Below are 21,875 nucleotides of genomic sequence, written 5' to 3'. Positions count from 1 at the left end.
AGTGCCGGCCGCTGGCCGGCAATTTCGCCATCTGCCAGCCGAGGTTGCCGGTCAGCGGCCGGCACTACCGACGCGCGGATTGCGTAAACTCGGGGGCCCTTGTTCTCCACAGTCCAGGCCGATGCAACCCACCACCAAGCTGCCCAAGGTCGGTACCACGATCTTCACCGTGATGTCCCAGCTCGCTGCCGAACATGGCGCGGTCAACCTGGGCCAGGGGTTCCCGGACTTTTCCGCGCCGCAGCGCCTGATCGATGAAACGGCCAAGGCGATGGCTGCCGGCCTCAACCAGTACCCGCCGATGACCGGCGTGGCGCCGCTGCGCCAGGCCATCGCACAGAAGTCGCTGGACCTGTACGGCGCCACCATTGATCCGGACACCGAAATCACCGTCACCAGTGGCGCCACCGAGGCCATCTTCAATGCCATCCACGCGGTGGTGCGCGCCGGCGAGGAAGTCATCGTGCTCGACCCGGCCTATGACTGCTACGAGCCGGCGATCGAGCTTGCCGGTGCCAAGGCCGTGCACGTGCCGCTGGACCCGCAGACCTTCGCTGTGGACTGGGACCGCGTGCGCGCGGCAATCACCCCGCGCACCCGCATGCTGATGGTCAACACCCCGCACAATCCGTCCGGTGCGATGCTGGACGAGGCTGACATGCAGGCGCTGGCCGAGCTGCTGCGCGGCACGCAGATCTACCTGGTCTCCGATGAGGTGTACGAGCACATCATCTACGACGGTCGCCGCCATGAGTCGGCGCTGCGCTATCCCGAACTGCGCGAGCGCACCTTCGTCATTTCCAGCTTCGGCAAGACCTACCACTGCACTGGCTGGAAGATCGGCTACGCCGTGGCGCCGCCATTGCTGACCGCCGAGTTCCGCAAGGTGCACCAGTACAACACGTTCACCAGCTTCGGCCCGGCGCAGTACGGTTTCGCCGCGATGATCCGCGATGAGCCGGAACACCACTTGGAACTGGGCGCGTTCTACCAGGCCAAGCGCGACCGCTTCCGCGAGCAGCTGGCCAGCACCCGCCTGAAGGCGCTGCCGGTCCCGGGCGGCTACTTCCAGCTGGTCGACTACTCGGCCATCAGCGACCTGCCGGACCACGAATTCGTGAAGTGGCTGACCATCGAGAAGGGCGTCACTGCCATTCCGCTGTCGCCGTTCTACGAGTCTCCTCCGGCCGGCCAGCGCCTGGTGCGCCTGTGCTTCGCCAAGAACGAAGCGACCATGGACGCGGCGATCGAACGCCTGCGCCTGCTGTGAGCGGAGGCGTAGACATGCAGGACCTGCGCATTTCCCTCGTCCAGGGCGACACCCGCTGGCACGACCCGGCCGGCAACCGCGCCTACTACGGTGCGTTGCTCGCACCGCTGGCCGGCACCACCGACCTGGTGATCCTGCCGGAGACCTTCACCAGTGGCTTCTCCAATGACGCCATTGCCCAGGCCGAAGGCATGGACGGCCCGACCGTGGCCTGGGCGCGCGAACAGGCCCGGGCCCTGGGTGCGGCGGTGATCGGCAGCGTGCAGCTGCGCGACGGCGAGGGCGTGTACAACCGCCTGCTGTTCGCCACCCCCGATGGCAACCTGCAGTACTACGACAAGCGCCACCTGTTCCGTTACGGCGGCGAGCACGAGCGCTATGCCGCTGGCCGTGAGCGCCTGAGCGTGGAATGGAAGGGCTGGCGGATCAATCCGCAGGTCTGCTACGACCTGCGCTTCCCGGTGTTCTGCCGCAACCGCTACAACGTCGAACGCCCGCAGCAGCTGGATTTCGACCTGCAGATCTTCGTGGCCAACTGGCCGTCGGCGCGCGCCTATGCGTGGAAGACCCTGCTGCGTGCGCGCGCGATCGAGAACCTGTGCTTCGTGGCGGCGGTAAACCGCGTCGGCGTGGACGGCAACCAGCTGCACTACGCCGGCGACAGCGCGGTGATCGACTTCCTCGGCCAGCCGCAGGTGGAGATCCGCGAACGCGAACAGGTGGTGACCACCACCATTTCGGCCGAAGCACTGGCCGCACATCGTGCGCGCTTCCCGGCGATGCTCGATGCCGATGCCTTTCACCTGGACGAACAGGCCTGAGCCACGGCCTGAACACCGCCGCACCAGCGCGCGCGCCTGCATCCAATCTGCACGCGCGCGCTGCTAGATTCGCCGGCAGTCCGACCGAACTGGAAGTGCCGCCATGAACAAGCCTCTCGCCCTGCTGCTGGCCCTGTCTGCTGCAACGCTGGCCCCAGCTGCACACGCCGCCGGCAATCTCGATTGCCAGCTGCGCTACAACCTGTCCGGTTGGTCGCTGATCTACAAGACCGCTTCCGGCACCGGCACGGTCACCTGCAGCAATGGCGCCAGCATGCCGGTGCGTATCGAAGTGAAGGGCGGGGGCCTGACCGTGGGCAAGTCGAAGATCACCAATGGGCGTGGCAGCTTCACCGGTGCGGTCAGCGTCAACGAACTGCTGGGTACCTACGCGTCGGTGGGTGCGCATGCGGGTGCGGTGAAATCCAGCAACGCGCAGGTGATGACCAAGGGCGACATCTCGCTGGCCCTGTCCGGTACCGGCAAGGGCTGGGACCTGGGCGTGGACGGCGCCGCCTTCACCATCAGCCGGCGCTGAGGCGCGTCGGCTGGGCAGTTCCCCAGCTGATGCGGATGTAGTGCTGTTCGGAATCGCTCAACAGCCGTTCGACATCGAAACCATTTTTCAGCAATTGTGCGACCGCGTCTTCGACGAGCTGCTCGCTGGCCATTACCTGGCTGAAGCCGAACACGATGTAGCGACGGCCATTTTCCGAGCCGGCCTGGATGGCGTTGTCGAGGTCGCGGTAGAACAGTTCGATCGGGCGCTTGGCGGCGTCAGCGTTGGCGCGGGCCTGTTCGGCGGTGATGGTGATCATGGGCATCGGTCTTGTGTGGGACAGCGCGCACGATAGCCAGCGAATCAAAGCCGTTCCCGGAAGCCGCGCACAGTGCGCTGTTTTTGCAGCAATTCCTAGGTCGCAGCGGGACGCCGCCGCTGCAGCCAGAAGGCCAGCAGGCCACACACGATGAGCGTCGGGGCCAGCAGCTGCACTGCACCGACCAACGCCATTGCCGCACCCATCAACAGGTAGTAGAGCAGGCCGAACAGTGCGCCTGCGCTGCCAAGACAATGTGGGTAGCCGCGCAGGGCCTGGCCCAGCACATTGGGAATGGCAAGGCCGAAGCCCGTCACCACCGGCACCATCGCCGCGACCACGGCAGGGTGATCATGCAGCAGCGCAGCCAGCAGGCCTCCCGTCAGAACCAGGCCTGCGGCGGTGCGGATGCGCGTGGCCGCGGCAACGCCGGCACGCAACAGGCGGCCATTGCCCCATGCACCCAGTGCCGAGCCCAGTGCCAGCAACGCGCCGCTGGCGCCGAACCAGGCGGCGGGCCAGTGCAGGCGCGCAAATACGAAAGGACCGAGCGCGTACCAGCTGTACATCGCTACGTTGAAAGCCATCACCAGCAATGCGTGTGACCAGATCCAGCGATCGCACAGCAGTTGCCGCAGCAGCGGCAGCATGGGCGTGTGCGGGATATGTGCAGGGCGGCTTTCGCGCAGGCCAGCCAGGCATGCGACTGCCAGCACGGCAGCGGTCAGCAGCAGGCCGGACTGTACGCCGACATAGCCATGGACGGCGACCAGCAGCGTGCCCAGTGCAAGGCCGATGGCCGGGCTCAGGGCCAGGGCCATGCCGATCCAGGAGAATGCCTGCGCCAACGCGGGTCCCTGCAGGTGGTCGCGCAGCACGGTCTGGGTGACCACCGAAGCGGCGGCGGCGCCAACCGCGGCCAGCGCTTGGGCCAGCAACACCTGGCCGAAGCTACCAGCGAGCAGGCCGCCCAGTGCAGCCACGGCAAAGACGCCCAAGCCACATAGAAGGGCCGGGCGACGACCGATACGATCGGCCAGGCGCCCCCACAGCAGCACGCCTGCAGCGAAGCCGAACAGATACAGGCTCATGGCCTGGCTGGCGGTACCCGGCGGTAGGGCGAAGCGTTTGGCCAGATCGGCCAGGGCCGGGCTGTACAGGGTCTGTGCCAACTGCGGAAACATCAGCAGCGCAATGGTGAGCAACAACAGGCGGCGCGACATGCGGGCGCTCCAGAAACGGGGCTGCGCATTGTGGTCGCGACTGCAATGACGCACCCTGTCTATCCTGTCATCGAATGTATGAAATCAGACATGGCCTGGTTGCAGCCGCACACGCACTTCGACGCCGATGCCTGGAGCGCTCCGGTGCTGGGGATCGCAGCCTCACTGGCGGATCACGACTCGGGTTGGCACCAGCATGCACGCGCGCAACTGCTCTACACCCGGCAGGGCTGCACGCGCCTCACCTACGGTGATCGCATCAGCCTGCTGCCGCCCGCGCGCGCCGCGTGGATTCCCGGTGGGCTACGCCATCGCGCGCAGATGCGCCAGGCGGTCGACTACCGTTCGTTGTACTTCGACGCCACCCTGTCAGCCCAGCTGCCCCGGCAACCAGCGATCATCGGCGTGGGGCCGCTGCTGCAGGCCTTGCTGGAGCCGATTGCGCAGGCGCCGTTCGACCATGACTGGCAGTCGCCGCGCGCGCACCACCAACTGGCGTTGTGCGTGCTGGAAATCGCTGCTGCACCGGTGGCGCCGATGGACCTGCCTTTGCCGCGTGATCCGCGCATTGCACGTTGCCTGCCGTTGGCCGAACAGCTGCCGCCCGAACTGCACGAACTGGCCACGCGTACCGGCCTGAGCGCGCGTACGGTTGGCCGGTTGATGCAACACGATACAGGCATGGGCTATCAGGCCTGGCGCCAGCAATGGCGCCTGATGCGGGCCATGGAGCTGCTGTTGCTCGGTCATCGCGTCGCGCATGTGGCCCAAGACACCGGCTTCTCCGCCGAGAGCCCGTTCATCGCCTTCTTCCGCGGCATGACCGGCACCACGCCCGCCGCGTTCCAGCGCCACGCAAAAGGGGACGGAGGGGATTAAGTCGCTTTCGCCCCTTTGATACAGGCCGTGGCAAAAACGACTTAATCCCCTCCGTCCCCTTTTCAAAGAAAAACCCCGGCCGGAGCCGGGGTTTTCATTTCAGTCGTGCCGGTAATCAGCCGCCGCGCGGGCCGCTGCGGCGCGGGCCGCTCGGTCCGCGGTTGCCACCGGGGCCGCCCGGACCACGGTTCCCACCCGGGCCGCCAGGGCCGCGATTGCCGCCCGGGCCACGGTTGCCGCCGCCCGGACCACGACCGCCCGGACGCGCACCGTGCGCCGGCTTCGGGCTGCCGTAGGGGTTGAAGCCCGGCGTGGCGTGGTCGGACGGGAAGCTTGGGGCATTGCCCGGATGGCCGTACGGGTGCCTGTTGCCCTGGCCCTGCGAGCGGTTGCCGGCACCGGCCGGACGACCCTGGCCGCCTGCGCCGCCACGGCCTTCGCCGCCGAAACCGCCACGGCCCTGCCCGCCACCGGCGCCTGCACCCGGACCCTTCGGCTTGCCATACGGACGGCCCTGGCCGCCTGCACCCGGACCACGGGCACCGGGGCCGCGCGCGCCCGGACCGGCGTTGCGATGGCCGCTCGGGCCGGTGCTCACGCCATCCGGCACGTACCAGGTGCGGAATGCCGCAGGATTGCCTTCCGGCAGCGAGCGATCATTCTTCGGGGCGCGCTGCTTGAACGGCTTCTGCGACTGCTTGGCTGCCGCTTCACCGCTGACCGTCAGGCCGCCCTTGAAGCCGCCACCCTTGCCGCCGCGACCACGGCCGCGGTCTTCGCGGACGTTGTCGAAACGGCGCAGCTCGCGGCCTTCGTCTGCGGTGTTATGGCCGTTGACGTAGGCATTGCCACGGCCACCTTCGCGCACGCGCACGGTGGTCTTGGCGGCGCGGCGCTGGCCGATCACCGGCTGCAGCGTCAGCGCCGACGGTGCGCCTTCTTCCAGCTTCAGCTGCGCACGCAGCGCTTCCACCTGGGCGGTACCCAGTTCCACCGAATGGCCACGGGCCAGTTCGCGCGGCAGGCTAACCTTGCCGTAGCGGGTGCGCTTCAGGCGGCTGACCTGGCAGCCCTGCGATTCCCACAGGCGGCGCACTTCGCGGTTGCGGCCTTCCTTCACCACGACGCGGAACCAGTCGTGCGAATCGGTGCCACCGATGCGTTCGATCTCATCGAACTTGGCCGGACCGTCCTCCAGCGCGACGCCACGGCTGAGGCGGTCGACGATGGCGTCGGAGACCTTTTCCTCGCCTTCCGGCGCACGCACGCGCACCACGTACTCGCGCTCGACCTCGAACGACGGGTGCATCATGGCGTTGGCCAGTTCACCGTCGGTGGTGGCCAGCAGCAGGCCGGTGGTGTTGATGTCCAGGCGGCCGATGGCGATCCAGCGCGCGCCCTTCAGCGGCGGCAGCGATTCGAACACGGTCGGGCGGCCTTCGGGATCTTCGCGGGTGGTCACTTCGCCTTCAGGCTTGTTGTAGACCAGCACGCGCGACGGTTCGGACAGGGCGGTGGCGACGAAGCCGCGACCGTCCAGTTCGATCCTGTCGCCGCTCTTGACCGACATGCCGGTCTGCGCGACTTCACCGTTGACCTTGACCAGGCCCTCGGCGATGCGCTGTTCCAGCGCACGGCGCGAGCCGAGGCCGGCCTGGGCCAGCACTTTGTGCAGGCGCTCTTCCAGCTTGAACTGTTCGGAGGTGGCTTCGCGCTTCAGCGAGAGCTTGTTACGGGGGGTGTCACTCATCAGTTTTGCTCCGGCCGACGGTTTCGAGGTCGGCCTCTGGTTCGGAATCGGCTTGGTCAACAGCCACGGTCGTCATCGCGACGGCGTTGTCTTCGCGTTCGTTCAGGGGCACCGCGCGCTCGCCCGGCGCGGAATCGGGGTGCCCATCATCGAGGGGCGAAGGTGCTTGCTCATCGGTGGCCGACGCAGGCGCTGCATCGGCGGAATCGGGGGTGTCACTGCCGGCCAGGCCGGCGTCGTCGTTGGCGGCAGCGCCGTCGGCCGAGACGTCCGGGCCGTCGGCGCCGGCAACGGCCGGAGCATCGTGGTCCAGCGCCAGCTGCGGTTCCAGCTCGCCCAGGTCCTTCAGTTCCGACAGCGGCGGCAGTTCGTCCAGCCGCTTCAGCCCGAAGTAGTCCAGGAAGCCCTTGGTGGTGCCGAACAGTGCCGGCTTGCCGGGCACGTCGCGGTGGCCGACCACGCGGATCCATTCGCGTTCTTCCAGTGCCTGGATGATGTTGCTGCTGACCGCCACGCCGCGCACCTGTTCGATCTCGCCGCGGGTGATCGGCTGCCGGTAGGCGATCAGCGCCAGGGTTTCCAGGGTGGCACGGGTGTAGCGGGTCTTGCGTTCGGTCCACAGCCGGCTGATCCAGCCATGCACTTCGCTGGTGACCTGGTAGCGGAAGCCCGAAGCGACCTCGACCAGTTCCACGCCGCGTCCTTCGCAGGCCTCGCGCAGCCGTTCCAGCGCACGTTCGATGCTGCCCGGCGGTGCGGGCTCATCTTCCGGGAACAGGTCCTTCAGCTGGGCCAGGGTGAGCGGCTGGCTGGAGGCCAGCAGGGCACCCTCGACAATGCGGTCGATCAGCGATTGGTCCATCGGCACTCAGCGCTCACTCATTGGCATTGGCGGCGTCGTTGTCGTCAAACTCGCTGCTGAACTGCAGCGGGGCGTTGGTGTTGCCGGCCGCCAGCGACTTGACGTAGATCGGCGCCAGCGGTTCTTCCTGGACGATGTCCAGCAGCTGTTCCTTGGCCAGCTCCAGCACCGCCAGGAACGTGACCAGCACGCCCAGCTTGCCTTCTTCGGCCGTGAACAGCCCTTCGAAGCGATAGAACCTGCCGTCTTCCAGGCGGCCGAGTACCTCGCCCATGCGTTGCCGCACGCTCAGTGCCTCGCGCTTGATGGCGTGGCCGCTGAACAGCTCGGCGCGCTTGAGCACGTCGTGCAAAGCCAGCAGCATTTCCTTCAGGTCCACCGGCGGCGGCAGCTTCACCGTGGCGCGTTCGGGCATGAAGGCATGCGCCACCGTGGTGTCGCGGTCCTGACGGGGCAGGGCGTCGATGTCCTCGGCGGCCTGCTTGAAACGTTCGTACTCCTGCAGCCGGCGCACCAGCTCGGCGCGCGGGTCGGCCTCATCGCCTTCCTCGCTGACCGGGCGCGGCAGCAGCATCCGCGACTTCACCTCGGCCAGGATCGCGGCCATCACCAGGTACTCGGCCGCCAGCTCGAAGCGCAGCTCGCGCATCACAGTGATGTATTCCACGTACTGCCGGGTGATCTCGGCGACGGGGATGTCCAGTACATCCAGGTTCTGGCGGCGGATCAGGTACAGCAGCAGGTCCAGCGGGCCTTCGAAGGCGTCCAGGATGACTTCCAGCGCGTCCGGCGGGATGTACAGGTCCTGCGGGATCTGCAGGACCGGTTGCCCATGCACCACGGCCAGCGGCATTTCCTGCTGCTGGGGGGCGGGCGGCCGGGTTGGCGGGTTCGCGTCAAGCGCGAGTTCGGAAGTCATCTAATGGACATCAGGATTGCAACGGACCAGTCGCGGCACCGGGTTCGCCGGGCCAACGCCACGGCGCCCCAGGGCACCAGACACGCCGGGATCGGCGCGATTCCACACATATCAAACAGCAGGACGCGCCGCAGGAGACGGCAGCGACAGAACTACGGGGAGGTCGTCTACGTGGCCCGGCCGGATGGTCCGGTTTGAAGCAGCGGGACGGTCGTCGGGGGCTGCGTTGGCCGCAAAACCGACGGGCTGCTGCATCCACCACGTGCAATGGAGTCTAGGGTAAGCCTTTGTCGCGCCAGTGTCCAGCCGGGCCGGGGCAGGGAGCGCATTGGCTAGAATCTGCGCACCCGACAACGCAAGCGAGGAAATGCCGGTGTGGTATGTGATCGAAGGGTATGACGGCCAGGATGTGCTGGCGCAGCGGCTGCAGGCGCGGCCGGAACACCTGGCGCGCCTGCATGCGCTGCGCGACGAGGGGCGCCTGCTGCTGGCCGGGCCGTGCCCGGTGGTGGACAGTGAAGACCCGGGCCCGGCCGGCTTCAGTGGTTCGGTGGTGATTGCACAGTTCGCGTCGCTGCCGCAGGCCCAGGCCTGGGCCGATGCCGACCCGTACGTCGCCGCCGGCGTATACACCCATGTGCAGGTGCGGCCGTTCCGCAAGGTCCTGCCGTGAACGCGGAGCGGATCGAGCGGATGCGTGACGCACTGCAGCAGGCGCTGGCCCCCAGCGTGCTGGAAATCGAAGACGACAGCCATCGTCACGCCGGTCATGCCGGTGCACGCGATGGCCGCGGCCATTTCAACGTGCATGTGGTCAGTGAGCGCTTCGCCGGGCTGGGTCCGCTGGCCCGGCACCGCGCGGTCTATGCCGCGCTGGGGTCGATGATGGAGACCGATATCCACGCGTTGTCCATCCGCGCGCAGACCCCGTCAGAACAGGGCTGAGCCCTTGTCCCACGCTGTCCTGGCGGGTCCTTCATGGGCCTCGCCACGGACAGGTTTTCATGTCCATTTCTGGACATTCGCCTAACGGACTGTTTACAAGCCCAGATGGAAACGCTTACATTCCGCGCCAATGCTGGTAGGTCCAAGCCGTGGAGGGCGGCTTCGTGAACAAGGCAGCTATCACAATCAAAGACGTCGCACGCGAAGCCCGGGTCTCCGTGGCCACGGTTTCCCGCGCGCTCAACGGGCATGAAAATGTCGCCGAACCGGTCCGCCAGCTTGTGCTGGAGGTGGCCGCACGGTTGCGTTACACCCCGCACGCCGCCGCCCGCAGCCTGAGCAGCCGCCGCACCAATACGGTGGGCGTGGTGCTGCCTGACCTGTACGGCGAATTCTTCTCCGAGTTGATGCGCGGCATCGACGGCGTGGCCCGCAACCGCCGCCAGCACCTGCTGGTGTCCAGCTACCACGGCGACCAGGAACAGCAGGGCGCGGCCCTGCGTGCCATGCGCGGCCGCGTCGACGGCCTGCTTGTGCTCTCGCCCTACGCCGAGAGCCCGGGCTTCCTGACCGACAACCTGCCGCAGTCGCTGCCGACGGTGTTGATCAATACCTATCTGCCCGGGCAGGACCACCCGGTGCTGAGCATCGATGACCATGCCGGTGCGATGGCGATGACCCGCCATCTGCTCGACGCCGGTCACCGCCGTATCGCTTTCATTTCTGGCCCGGACCTCAACTTCGACGCGCGCGAGCGCCTGCGCGGCTTCCGTGACGCGCTGGCGGCTTTCGGCAGTGACGCCGAAGGCATCGAGCTGCCCGGTGATTTCGACGAAGCTTCCGGCCATCGCGCCGGTCAGGAGTTGCTGGCAGCCGGAGCGCTGCCTGATGCCGTGTTCGCCGCCAACGACATGATGGCGCTGGGATGCCTGTACGCGTTCACGCAGGCCGGTGTCCGTGTCCCGGCCGATGTGGCCCTGGCGGGTTTCGATGATATTCCACTGGCGCGTTTCGTCCACCCGTCGCTGACCACCATGCAGGTCAGCATCGCCGAGCTCGGCGACCGGGCCATGACGCGTCTGATGCAGTTGATGGACGGCACCTCCACGGATGGGGCAGGGGACAAGCAGACCCTGGTTCCCCGCTTGATTGTTCGCGATTCCACCACTCCGCCATCCGGCCGTTGAAGCCAGAGGCGTTCCTTCTTTTTTGATTGATCGCAGGGACCGCGCAAGCGGTTACCGCCACCCGGAGATTGAGTTGATGATGCATACCACCTTCCGCATGCCGGCGCGCCGGCTGCTGAGCACCGCACTGGTCAGCTGCCTGATGCTGGCTGCCGCCCCCAACGTCATGGCGCAGTCGGCCAACGCCAGCCTGCGCGGCCAGGTTGCCGGCGCCCAGGCAGGCACCGAAGTGACCGCCACCAACGTGGCCACCGGTACCGTCCGCCGTGGCACCATCCGCGCCGACGGCAGCTACTCGCTGATGGGCCTGGATCCGGGCACCTACAACGTGGTCGCCAACGGCCAGACCCAGAAGGTCACCGTCACCGTGGCCTCGACCGCGACGCTGAACTTTGCCGGTGCCGCCAGCAGCACCCAGGGTTCGACCGCGGCCACCAACCTGGACACCGTCAACGTTGTTGCGCCGACCCTGCTGCAGGAAGTGCGCACCTCCGAAGTCGGCAAGACCGTCAGCCTGCAGCAGATCCAGACCACCCCGCAGGTGTCGCGCAACTTCCTGGAGTTCGCCGACGCGGTGCCGGGCCTGATCTTCACCCGCGACGCCAAGGGCAACACCTCGCTGCGCGGCGGCGCCACCAATGCCGATGGCACCAACGTGTACATCGACGGCGTGGGCCAGAAGAGCTACGTCAAGGGCGGCGGCGTGGCCGGCCAGTCCGGCAGCGCCGGCAACCCGTTCCCGCAGCTGGCCATCGGCGAATACAAGGTCATCAGCGGCAACTACAAGGCCGAGTATGGCCAGGTGTCGAGCGCCGCGGTGACGGCTGCAACCAAGTCCGGCACCAATGAGTTCAAGGGTGAGGCGTTCTACCGCTACACCGATGAAGACATGCGTGCCAAGACCCCGGCCGAGCGCCAGGGTGGCAAGGAGAAGATGGTCTCGGCCGAGAAGGAATACGGCTTCGCCCTGGGCGGCCCGATCGTCCAGGACAAGGCGCACTTCTTCGTGACCTACGAAGCCAAGCGCTTCGACCTGCCGGTCACCATCGCGCCGGATGGCGCGGTCACCGGCGCTGCCGGCCTGCTGCCGCCGGCCGGCGCCGCCGGCCTTGGCCCGGCCAGCCAGCCGTTCCAGCAGGACCTGATCTTCGGCAAGATCGACTTCGAGCCGACCGACAACGATCGCATCGAGCTGACCTTCCAGGACCGCGACGAAACCCAGTCGCAGTTCAGTGGCCAGACCTCGCCGGAAGCCGGCCGTGAAGTGGTCAACACCGACCGTCGTTACGCCCTGCGCTGGAACCACAGCGGTGAGCGCTACTACAACGAGTTGATGGTCACCCACGAAGACTCGTTCAACAACCCGACCCCGCTGACGCTGGCCAACGGCATCACCTACACCGCACCGGACGGCCCCGAAGACCGCACCATCGTGAAGATCGGTGGCGCCTCGGCACTGGATTCGCAGGTGAAGGGCCAGAAGGGCTGGTCGATCGAAGACAACCTGACCCTGGATGGCATCCAGTGGGCCGGTGACCACACCATCAAGATGGGCGTGAAGTACAAGGCGATCGATCTGTACGCATCCGATGCGGCACAGATCAACCCGACCTTCACCTACTCGCTGGGCGATCCGGACTTCCCCGATTCGATTCCGTACAAGGCGCAGTTCGTCAAGCCGGTGACCGGCGTGTCCGGCGTGTCCGGCGAAGTGCGTTCGAAGTCCAAGCAGTACGGCGTGTTCATCCAGGACGACTGGCAGGTCAACGACCACCTGCAGCTGAACATCGGCCTGCGCTGGGACTACGAAAAGACCCCGTCCTACCTGGACTTCGTGACCCCGCAGCAGGTGGTCGACGCCATCTATTCGCAGGATCCGCGCGCCCCCGCCGGCCAGACCTATGCCGATTCGCTGGCACTGGGCGGCCTGGACATCAGCGACTACATCAGCAACGGCCACAATCGCAAGGCGTTCAAGGATGCCTGGCAGCCGCGCCTGGGCTTCTCGTATGACATCAATGCCGACGAGCAGCACGTCATCCACGGCGGTGCCGGCCGTTCCTACGACCGTGACCTGTTCGACAACCTGCAGCTGGAAACCACCAAGCTGGCCCTGCCGCAGCCGACCATCTACTTCCGCAACCCGGCCACCAACACCTGCATCAACGGCCAGGCCGCCTGCTATGACTGGAATCCGAACCTGCTCAACGGCATCGGCAACCTGCAGGCACTGGTCGGCGCGACCAGCAATGCCGGGCTGGAGGTTGACCTGCTGAACAACAAGCTGAAGGCGCCGTACTCGGATCAGTTCAGCCTGGGCATGAGCAACCAGATCGGCGACTGGCTGACCGACGCCACCATCGCACGTACCCTGAGCTACGACGGCTTCGCCTTCACCCTGGGCAACCGCTACCCGACCGGCCAGTTCTTCGATGATCCGCGCCTGTGCGGCGGCACCTCCGCAGGCCTGAGCCAGGCCTGGAGCTGCAACGTGCCGGGCTTCGGCAGCCTGATCATCGGCCAGCAGGGCATCAAGACCCGCGCCACCCAGGTCCTGTTGTCGGCACAGAAGCCGTTCACCAAGGAAAGCGGCTGGGGCACCTCGATCGCCTATACCTGGACCACTGCGCGCCATAACCGCGACATCAACGAGAAGTATGCGTTCGATCGCGGCCTGATCGGTGACTACCCGACCATCCGCTCCAACGGCGCGCCGCGCCACCGCCTGGTGGTGACCGGTTCCTACGCGGGCTTCTGGGGCATCACTTTCGGCGGCAAGATCACCCTGGCCACCCCGACCGCCGTCAACGACTGGTACCCGGTGATGCAGGCCAGCGGCTACACCCTGCCGACCCCGCAGGCGGCCGTGCCCAACGCCACCGGCAAGTTCCTGGTGGGTGGCAAGATCTTCGGCTACCGTTCGGTCGACCTGCAGGCGACGAAGACGTTCAAGCTGGCGGGCAACACCGAGCTGTACGCCCGCCTGGACATCATCAACGTGTTCAACTTCGACAACTTCTCCACCTACAACTACGTCAAGACCAACGGCAAGCTGCAGGCCAGCTACAACGAGACCGGCGACATCATCGGTACTCCGCGCCAGGTCAAGGCCGAAGTGGGCTTCCGCTTCTAAGCCCGGGCGGTGATGCATGACCCGATGCCGCCGGCTCGCTGGCGGCATCGGTCAAAACGGCAATGGCCGGCCCTGTGCCGGTCCATTGCCCACGCCGCTGCCGGCCAGGGGGCAGCGGCGTGGGCAATGATCGCGGTGTCAAGCCACGTTTTTCGTGGTTTTTTAAGAACGCACCTTGTAAACGATTTCAGATCATTGGACGGTATGCTTTCCCATCGATCAGACCACCGGAGGAACCGCGCCATGCAGGCACGCCATCTGTTGTCCGCCGCAGCGCTGAGCCTGGCCGTGGCCGCCTGCCAGCCGGCCCAGCAGGAACCTGCCAAGCCCCGCCCGCCGGTGATCCTGATCGAGGCCGACGCACCGCCGCGGCCGATGAAGCCGGAGCTTCCGCCGCTGTTCGATGACATCGAACGCCGCACCTTCCAGTTCTTCTGGGACACCACCAACGAAGTGAACGGCCTGACCCCGGACCGCTACCCGTCACGGCCGTTCGCCAGCATCGCCTCGGTCGGTTTCGCGTTGACTGCCTATCCGATCGGCATAGAAAACGGCTGGGTCAGCCGCAACCAGGCCATCGACCGCACGCTGACCACGCTGAAGTTCTTCCGCGATGTGCCGATGGGCCCGCAGCGCACCGGCAAGGCCGGCTACAAGGGCTTCTACTACCACTTCCTGGACATGCAGGAAGGCCGTCGCTACGACAGCTGGGTCGAACTGTCCTCGGTGGATACCGCACTGCTGATGATGGGCGTGCTGTTCGCGCAGTCGTACTACGACGGCGATGATCCGCGCGAGAAGGAGATCCGCCAGATCGCCGACACCTTGTACAAGAAGGTGGACTGGCCGTGGCTGCAGCAGCGTGCGCCGCTGATCTCGATGGGCTGGTTCCCCGAGAGCGGCTTCATCGACCACGACTGGATGGGCTACAACGAGGCGATGATGGTCTACATCCTTGCCCTGGGGTCGCCCACGCACCCGGTCAGCCCGGATGCGTGGACGGTGTGGACGCGCACCTACGACAACGACTGGGGTGTTTACCAGGGCCAGGAATACCTGTCCTTCGGCCCGCTGTTCGGCCACCAGTACAGCCACGTCTGGATCGACTTCCGCGATATCCAGGACGCATACATGCGCGAGCGCGGCAGCACTTATTTCCTCAACAGCCGCTCGGCTGCGCTGGCCCAGCGCGAATACGCCATCGCCAACCCGATGCAGTGGAAGGAGTATGGCGAGAATGTGTGGGGCCTGACCGCCAGCGATGGCCCGCAGAACACCACGCAGGAGTACCGCGGCGAGCAGCGCCAGTTCCGCCATTACTCCTCGCGCGGCGCTGGGCTGCGCGAGAATTTCGATGACGGCACCATTGCCCCGACTGCTGCGATCGCCTCGGTGGTGTTTGCGCCGGAGCAGGTGATCCCGGCCACGCTGGAAATGCACAAGCGCTACGGCGACTACATCTATTCCAGCTACGGCTTCCTGGATTCATTCAACCCCAGCTTCAACTACGACATCCCGATCAAGACCGGCCGCCTGGTGCCGGATCGCGGCTGGGTCGCCAGCGATTACATCGCCATCGACCAGGGACCGATCCTGACCATGATCGCCAACTACCGCAACGATTTCGTGTGGGAGGTGATGAAGAAGAACCCCTACATCCGCAAGGGACTGGAGCGGGCAGGGTTCAGCGGTGGCTGGCTGGCGCCGGAAGGCGCGTTCCAGCCGCTGGAGCTGCAGAAGGACGAAAAGGCCGCGGCGGCACGCGCGGTGGGTATCGCCGAATCACGCGCGGCTGCCGCGCAGGAACAGAAAAACAATGCCAACCGCAACACAGGGCAGGGGAAGTAACCCGGTGCCGAACTGGATCGACCGCCTGCGCCGCTGGGCGCTGCCCGCCCTGGCCGCTTTGGCCGTGGCCGGCTGCGCCCGCACCGAGCCTGGAACCACCACCGTGCGCTTCTGGGCGATGGGTCGCGAAGCCGAGGTGGTCAGCGAGCTGATCCACGAGTTCGAGGCCGAAAATCCCGGCATCAAGGTGGATGTGCAGAACATCCCGTGGACGGCAGCGCACGAAAAGCTGCTGACCGCGTTCGCCGCCGATGGCCTGCCGGACGTGTGCCAGCTCGGCAATACCTGGGTGCCGGAGTTCGCCGAACTCGATGCATTGACCCCGCTGCAGCCGTTCGTGCAGCGCTCCACTGTGGTCGATCCGAAAGATTACTTCCAGGGCATCTGGGATACCAACGTGATCCACGGCGAGCTGGTGGGCGTGCCGTGGTACGTCGATACACGCCTGATCTACTACCGCAAGGACCTGCTGGCCAAGGCCGGCTACGACCACCCGCCGCGTACCTGGGCCGAGTGGGACGAGCAGATGGCGGCGATCAAGCGCATGCAGGGGCCGAACCGCTATGCGGTGCTGATGCCGATCAATGAGTTCGAGCAGCAGTTGTCCTTGGCACTGCAGCAACCCGATCCGCTGCTGCGCGACGATGACACCCGCGGCAATTTCGCCAGCCCGGGGTTCCGCCGCACGCTGGCCTTCTACGCCAACATGTTCGAGCAGGGCTGGGCGCCGAAGATGTCCGAGACGCAGATCTCCAACGTCTGGGACGAGTTCTTCCGCGGCTTCAACGTGTTCTACATCTCCGGCCCCTGGAACATCCGCGAGTTCAAGAAGCTGCAGCCAAAGGAACTGGAAGGGCAGTGGGGCACCGCGGCGCTACCGGGTCCGGACGGCCCCGGCGCCGGCATCGCCGGTGGCACCAGCCTGGTGATCTTCCGCAAGTCGCAGCAGAAGGAAGCGTCGTGGAAGCTGATCGAGTTCCTGTCGCGGCCGCAGATCCAGGCGCGTTTCCATTCGATCATCGGCGACCTGCCGCCGCGCCGCAGTACCTGGAACGCACCGTCGCTGGCCAACGATCCGCTGGCAGCGGCATTCCGTGACCAGCTGGAGCGGGTCAAGCCGACGCCGAAGGTGCTCGAATGGGAGCGCATCGTGCAGGAAATGCGCATCGTCACCGAGAAGGTGGTGCGCGGTGGCCTGCCGCAGGACAAGGCCGTGGAAGAACTGGACCAGCGCGTGGACAAGGTGCTGGCCAAGCGCCGCTGGATGCATGAACAACAACGCCTGCAGCAGCGCGCACCGTCGTCGCAGTCCAGCAGTGCCGTAGCCGCCGGGAGCGCGCAATGAAACGTACTTCGCTTGCCGGCTGGATCTTCGCCGGGCCCTCGTTGATCGTGCTGGGCGTGTTCTTCGGCCTGCCGGTGGCTTCGGCGCTGGCGCTGAGCGTGACCGACTTCGACCTGTATGCCCTGGCTGACAGCAGCAACCTGCGGTTTGTCGGCCTCGGCAACTACATCGACCTGCTGCAGACACCGATGTTCTGGAAGTCGCTGTGGAATACCACCTACTTCGTGTTGATCGGTGTGCCCTTGTCGATCAGCGTGTCGCTGGGCGCGGCGATGCTGCTGAACGCACCGGCCGCGCGCTTCAAGGCGCTGTTCCGCACCGCGCTGTTCGCGCCGGTGGTGACCACGCTGGTGGCGGTGGCGGTGATCTGGCGTTACCTGTTCCACACCAGCTACGGCCTGGTGAACTACGGCCTGGGCCACCTGGGCATCAGCCCGATCGACTGGCTGGGCGATCCCAACTGGGCGATGCCGACCATCATGCTGTTCGCGGTGTGGAAGAACTTCGGCTACAACATGGTGATCTTCCTGGCCGGCCTGCAGGCGATCCCGCATGACCTGTACGAGGCTGCGCGCATCGACGGCGCCTCGCGCTGGAAGCAGTTCCTGCACATCACCCTGCCGATGCTCGGCCCGGTGCTGCTGGTGGTCGGCGTGATTACCGTGTCCGGCTACTTCCAGCTGTTCGCCGAGCCGTATGTCATGACCCGCGGCGACCCACTGCAGAGCACCGTCAGCGTGCTGTATTTCATGTTCGAGGAAGGCTTCAAGTGGTGGAACCTGGGACGCGCCTCCGCCGTGGCGTTCCTGCTGTTCCTGATCATCCTGGCGGTGACCACCGTGATGCTGCGTTTCGGCCGCAAGAGGCAGTTGGTATGAGTCGTGAAATCGGCCAGTCGCGCTGGTACCCGTGGTTGATCAATGGTGCGTTGCTGGTGCTGGCCCTGGTCAGCCTGGCACCGCTGTTGTGGATGCTCTCGGTCTCGTTCATGCCGCAGGGCGAGGCCAGCCATTTCCCGCCGCCGCTGCTGCCTTCGAGCATCACCACGCACAACTACCATGAGCTGTTCGCGCGCACTGGCATGGGCGGCAACTTCGCCAACAGCCTGCTCGTCTCGCTGGCGATCACCTTTGGCTCGCTGTTGCTCAACACCATGGCCGGCTATGCGTTCGCCAAGCTCAACTTCGTCGGCCGCGAGCGCCTGTTCCAGGTGCTGATGGCGGCGCTGGTGATTCCAGCGCAGGTGGCGATGCTGCCGCTGTTCCTGCTGATGAAGCAGCTGGGCCTGGTCAACAGCTTCGGCGGCGTGATCGTGCCGGCGCTGGCCAGCGTGTTCGGCATCTTCCTGGTGCGCCAGTACGCGCGTTCGATTCCGGACGAATTGCTGGAAGCGGCCCGTATCGACGGGGCAGGGGAGCTGCGCATCTTCTTCCAGATCGTGCTGCCGATGCTCAAGCCGGTGCTGGTGACCCTGGCGATCTTCACCTTCATGGGCGCATGGAACGATTTCATGTGGCCGCTGATCGTGTTGACCGATCAGGAGCACTACACTTTGCCGGTGGCGCTGGCCACCCTCTCGCGCGAGCACATCATGGACGTGGAAATGATGATGGCCGGCGCGGTGGTCACCGTGGTCCCGGTGCTGGCGCTGTTCCTGGTGCTGCAGCGGTACTACATCCAAGGTCTGTTGCTGGGGAGCGTCAAGGGATGAAGCGAGCGATCGCCGTTGGACTGGGCCTGCTGTGGACCTCCCTGGCGATCGCCGCGCCACCGGCGCTGCCGGCACCGAAGGTGCTGGACGACTTCGACGACGTCGCGGCCTGGAAGCTGGTGCTGTCCGACCAGGTCAGCGGTTCGCTGCGCCCGGTCAGTGGCGCTGGCGGCGGCCGCGCGCTGTGCCTGGACTATGACTTCCACGATGTCTCCGGCTACGTCGGGATCCGCCGCGCGCTGAACATCGAATACCCGGTCAACTACCGCTTCGGATTCCAGCTGCGTGGCGAATCGCCGGGCAACGACCTGCAGTTCAAGTTGATCGATGCCAGCGGCGACAACGTCTGGTGGGTCAATCGGCCCGGCTACAGTTTTCCCAAGGGCTGGACGCCGGTCGAGTACCGCCGGCGCCAGATCGACAAGGCGTGGGGTCCCTCGCCCGAGAAGGAGATGGCGCGCAGCGCCGCAGTCGAGTTCACGATTTACAGCAAGGTCGGCGGCCGCGGCACCGTATGCTTCGACAGGCTGACCCTGCAGGGGCTGCCACCGCAGGATGATTCGGCGCTGGTGCCGTCGGTGATTGCCGATACCGCCACCGCGCTGCAGGACCGCATGATCGACGGCAAGAGCGACACGTTCTGGATCAGCGGTGGCGTCAAGCAGCAGACCATCAGCCTGGACCTGCACAAGAGCCGCGAGATCGGCGGTGTCGTGATCGATTGGCTGCCGAACCTGGAAGCCAATCGCTACACCGTGCGGACGTCCGAGGATGGCCGGGATTGGCGCATCGTGCGCGAAGTGACCAGCGGTGCCGGTGGCCGCGACTGGCTTGCCCTGCCGGATACCGACGCGCGCTACGTGCGTTTCGATCTGCGCGATGGCCCGAACTGGCGCTATGGCATCCGTGACATCGCACTCAAGCCGCTGGCGTTCGCCGCCACGCCCAATGCCTTCCTGTCCTCGGTAGCCGCCGAACTGCCGCGCGGTTCGTTGCCGCGCGCGTATGTGGGCGAACAGCCCTACTGGACCCTGCTCGGCCTCGATGGTGGCCAGGAGCAGGCGCTGATCAGCGAAGATGGCGCGCTGGAGCCGGCCAAGGGCAGCTTCAGCATCGAGCCGTTCATCCGCCTGGACGGCAAGCTGCTGGACTGGTCGAAAGTGGCTATCACCCAGTCGCTGCAGGATCACTACCTTCCGATCGCCACCGTCGACTGGGTGCATGAGAAGGCCGGACTCTCGGTGACCGGTTTCGTGCAGGGCACGCCCGAGCGTGCGCAGCTGGTCGGCCGCTACCGGCTGAGCAATCCGGACAAGGTCGCGCACGAATACACCCTGGCACTGGCGATACGGCCGTGGCAGGTCAATCCGCCCAGCCAGTTCCTTAATACCGTCGGAGGCTTCAGCCGGATTGATGCCCTGGATGTAGGTGAGCAGCTGGTTCGGGTCAACGGTGAGCCGCGGATCTATCCGCTGCAGGTACCGGACGCGCGCTTTGCCAGTACGTTCGATGGCAAGCTCGATGCGATGCATCTGGAAAGCGGCACGTACCCGGCGACCACGGCGGTGAAGGACAGCACCGGCATGGCGTCGGGTGCGCTGGTGTACACGATCAGGCTGGAGCCCGGGCAGAACCGTGAGGTGGCGGTGGTGCTGCCACAGACCGGTGGCTGGGCGCCGCAGGCGCTGGATGTGGCCAAGGCGCAGGCGCAGGTGGCCGAGCAATGGCGGAAGAAGCTGGGCGTGGTTTCGCTGCAGGTGCCTGCTGCAGGCCAGCCACTGGTCGACACCCTGCGCACGGCGGTGGCGCACATGCTGATCTCGCGTGTCGGACCGCGCCTGCAGCCGGGCACGCGGTCGTATGCGCGCAGCTGGATCCGCGACGGCGCGATGATCTCCGAGGGCCTGCTGCGCATGGGGCGCAGTGATGCGGTGCGCGATTACATCAACTGGTATGCGCCGTACCAGTTCGAAAACGGCAAGGTGCCGTGCTGCGTCGACGCGCGCGGCAGCGACCCGGTGCCGGAGAACGACAGCCATGGCGAGTTGATCTACAGCATCGCCGAGTATGGGCGCTACACCGGCGACAGCACGTTCACCGAGCTGATGTGGCCGCACGTGCAGGGCGCCTACAACTACATGGAGCAGCTGCGCGCCAGCGAGCGCACCGAGGAAAACCGCGCGCGCAACCCGGCGTTCTACGGGATGATGCCGGCCTCGATCAGCCATGAAGGCTATTCGGCCAAGCCGATGCATTCCTACTGGGACAACTTCTGGGCACTGCGCGGCTACAAGGACGCGGCGCTGCTGGCGACCCAGCTGGGCAAGGTCGAGGCGATGCAGATCGCCGAATCGCGCGACCAGTTCCGTGCTGACCTGCAGGCCTCGCTGCTGTCGGCGATGCAGCAGCACAACATCGATTACCTGCCGGGCTCGGCCGAGCTGGGCGACTTCGACGCGACCTCCACCACGATCGCGCTTGCCCCCGGCGGCGAGCAGGGCCGGCTGCCGCAGCAGGCGCTGGAGGCGACCTTCGAGCGCTACTGGAACGAGTTCGTTGCCCGTCGCGATGGCAAGCGCGAGTGGAAGGATTACACCCCGTACGAATGGCGCAACGTGGCAGCGTTCGTGCGCCTGGGCTGGCGCGACCGCGCCTGGCAGGCCACCGAGTTCTTCTTCAGGGACCGCGCGCCACAGGCCTGGAACCAGTGGGCCGAAGTGGTCTCGCGCACGCCGCGCAAGCCGTTCTTCGTCGGTGACCTGCCGCACGCCTGGGTGGCTTCGGACTTCGTGCGCTCTGCGCTGGACATGTTCGCTTACAACCGTGATCTGGACGATGCGCTGGTACTGGCCGCCGGCGTGCCGACCGCGTGGCTGCAGGGCGAGGGCATTGCCGTGCAGGGCCTGCGCACGCCGCAGGGGCAGTTGAACTACCGCCTGCAGCGCAGCGACAAGCAGCTGGTGCTGGAGGTGCAACCGGGCCTGGTGCCGCCGGTCGGTGGTGTGGTGCTGCCGTGGCCGTATGCTGGCGACCCGGGCGAGGCGAGCATCAACGGTGAAGCGGCCCAGTGGGTCAACAGAGAACTGCACGTGCACCAGCTGCCGGCGCGGATCGAGATCGACGTGCCGAGCGCAGTGCGCCGCGCCGAACGCAAGGGGCAGTAA

General features: G+C 66.2%; 18 protein-coding genes. 13 read left to right on the top strand and 5 right to left on the bottom strand.

The window, feature by feature from the left end; all coding sequences use genetic code 11:
* Nucleotides 1–121 precede the first annotated feature (121 nt).
* The 3 genes from R5H29_RS18345 to R5H29_RS18335 all read left to right on the top strand — a co-directional run bounded on the left by R5H29_RS18345 (nt 122) and on the right by R5H29_RS18335 (nt 2,629).
* On the top strand, nt 122–1,270 hold the full coding sequence (locus R5H29_RS18345; protein ID WP_332329582.1) for a pyridoxal phosphate-dependent aminotransferase: 1,149 nt from the start codon (nt 122–124) through the stop codon (nt 1,268–1,270).
* Nucleotides 1,271–1,284: 14 nt separating this feature from the next.
* Nucleotides 1,285–2,091, top strand: a complete 807-nt coding sequence (locus tag R5H29_RS18340; protein WP_111097850.1) for an amidohydrolase — start codon at nt 1,285–1,287, stop codon at nt 2,089–2,091.
* Nucleotides 2,092–2,194: 103 nt separating this feature from the next.
* The gene (locus R5H29_RS18335; RefSeq protein ID WP_019660471.1) at nt 2,195–2,629 is read left to right on the top strand and encodes a hypothetical protein; all 435 of its coding nucleotides are present in this window, start codon (nt 2,195–2,197) and stop codon (nt 2,627–2,629) included.
* Here R5H29_RS18335 and R5H29_RS18330 read toward each other — a convergent pair.
* Complete coding sequence (locus R5H29_RS18330) at nt 2,616–2,909, bottom strand: hypothetical protein (RefSeq protein WP_019660470.1); 294 nt, start codon at nt 2,907–2,909, stop codon at nt 2,616–2,618. The genes R5H29_RS18335 and R5H29_RS18330 overlap by 14 nt on opposite strands.
* A gap of 95 nt (nt 2,910–3,004) precedes the next feature.
* Nucleotides 3,005–4,132 (bottom strand): MFS transporter, encoded by a 1,128-nt coding sequence (locus R5H29_RS18325; RefSeq protein ID WP_312544296.1) that lies wholly within the window; start codon nt 4,130–4,132, stop codon nt 3,005–3,007.
* Nucleotides 4,133–4,222: 90 nt separating this feature from the next.
* Here R5H29_RS18325 and R5H29_RS18320 point away from each other — a divergent pair, with 90 nt between their 5' ends.
* On the top strand, nt 4,223–5,011 hold the full coding sequence (locus tag R5H29_RS18320) for a helix-turn-helix transcriptional regulator (RefSeq protein WP_021203002.1): 789 nt from the start codon (nt 4,223–4,225) through the stop codon (nt 5,009–5,011).
* 115 nt (nt 5,012–5,126) lie between these two features.
* Here the strand turns inward: R5H29_RS18320 and R5H29_RS18315 are convergent, their stop codons facing one another.
* The 3 genes from R5H29_RS18315 to R5H29_RS18305 are packed head-to-tail and all read right to left on the bottom strand — an operon-like array spanning nt 5,127 to nt 8,542.
* The gene (locus tag R5H29_RS18315; protein ID WP_188249604.1) at nt 5,127–6,761 is read right to left on the bottom strand and encodes a pseudouridine synthase; all 1,635 of its coding nucleotides are present in this window, start codon (nt 6,759–6,761) and stop codon (nt 5,127–5,129) included.
* Entirely contained in the window at nt 6,754–7,623 is an 870-nt protein-coding gene (scpB, locus tag R5H29_RS18310) for an SMC-Scp complex subunit ScpB (protein WP_332329581.1), read from the bottom strand. The genes R5H29_RS18315 and scpB overlap by 8 nt, the downstream gene beginning before the upstream one ends.
* 13 nt (nt 7,624–7,636) lie before the next feature.
* Nucleotides 7,637–8,542 (bottom strand): ScpA family protein, encoded by a 906-nt coding sequence (locus R5H29_RS18305; RefSeq protein ID WP_019660465.1) that lies wholly within the window; start codon nt 8,540–8,542, stop codon nt 7,637–7,639.
* 373 nt (nt 8,543–8,915) lie between these two features.
* Here R5H29_RS18305 and R5H29_RS18300 point away from each other — a divergent pair, with 373 nt between their 5' ends.
* The 9 genes from R5H29_RS18300 (at nt 8,916) to R5H29_RS18260 (ending at nt 21,875) form a co-directional block, all read left to right on the top strand.
* On the top strand, nt 8,916–9,215 hold the full coding sequence (locus tag R5H29_RS18300) for a YciI family protein (RefSeq protein ID WP_332329583.1): 300 nt from the start codon (nt 8,916–8,918) through the stop codon (nt 9,213–9,215).
* Nucleotides 9,216–9,235: 20 nt separating this feature from the next.
* Complete coding sequence (locus tag R5H29_RS18295; protein ID WP_032953611.1) at nt 9,236–9,487, top strand: BolA family transcriptional regulator; 252 nt, start codon at nt 9,236–9,238, stop codon at nt 9,485–9,487.
* A 149-nt stretch (nt 9,488–9,636) separates the two neighbouring features.
* Nucleotides 9,637–10,674: a LacI family DNA-binding transcriptional regulator gene (locus R5H29_RS18290; RefSeq protein ID WP_111102860.1), complete on the top strand. Its 1,038-nt coding sequence runs from the start codon at nt 9,637–9,639 to the stop codon at nt 10,672–10,674.
* A 76-nt stretch (nt 10,675–10,750) separates the two neighbouring features.
* Nucleotides 10,751–13,807: a TonB-dependent receptor domain-containing protein gene (locus R5H29_RS18285; protein WP_111097844.1), complete on the top strand. Its 3,057-nt coding sequence runs from the start codon at nt 10,751–10,753 to the stop codon at nt 13,805–13,807.
* Nucleotides 13,808–14,050: 243 nt separating this feature from the next.
* On the top strand, nt 14,051–15,655 hold the full coding sequence (locus R5H29_RS18280; protein WP_019660460.1) for a glucoamylase family protein: 1,605 nt from the start codon (nt 14,051–14,053) through the stop codon (nt 15,653–15,655).
* A 4-nt stretch (nt 15,656–15,659) separates the two neighbouring features.
* Nucleotides 15,660–17,000: a sugar ABC transporter substrate-binding protein gene (locus R5H29_RS18275; protein ID WP_134729955.1), complete on the top strand. Its 1,341-nt coding sequence runs from the start codon at nt 15,660–15,662 to the stop codon at nt 16,998–17,000.
* The gene (locus R5H29_RS18270) at nt 16,997–17,878 is read left to right on the top strand and encodes a carbohydrate ABC transporter permease (protein ID WP_197605883.1); all 882 of its coding nucleotides are present in this window, start codon (nt 16,997–16,999) and stop codon (nt 17,876–17,878) included. The genes R5H29_RS18275 and R5H29_RS18270 overlap by 4 nt, the downstream gene beginning before the upstream one ends.
* Complete coding sequence (locus R5H29_RS18265; RefSeq protein ID WP_111097843.1) at nt 17,875–18,711, top strand: carbohydrate ABC transporter permease; 837 nt, start codon at nt 17,875–17,877, stop codon at nt 18,709–18,711. Before R5H29_RS18270 ends, R5H29_RS18265 begins: the two co-directional genes overlap by 4 nt.
* Nucleotides 18,708–21,875, top strand: a complete 3,168-nt coding sequence (locus R5H29_RS18260) for a discoidin domain-containing protein (protein ID WP_332329580.1) — start codon at nt 18,708–18,710, stop codon at nt 21,873–21,875. Before R5H29_RS18265 ends, R5H29_RS18260 begins: the two co-directional genes overlap by 4 nt.

The sequence above is a fragment of the Stenotrophomonas sp. A3_2 genome (genome assembly GCF_036624925.1).
Taxonomy (GTDB): domain Bacteria; phylum Pseudomonadota; class Gammaproteobacteria; order Xanthomonadales; family Xanthomonadaceae; genus Stenotrophomonas; species Stenotrophomonas hibiscicola.
Note: the sequence above shows the minus strand (reverse complement) of the source record. Positions and strands in the feature narration are given on the sequence as shown.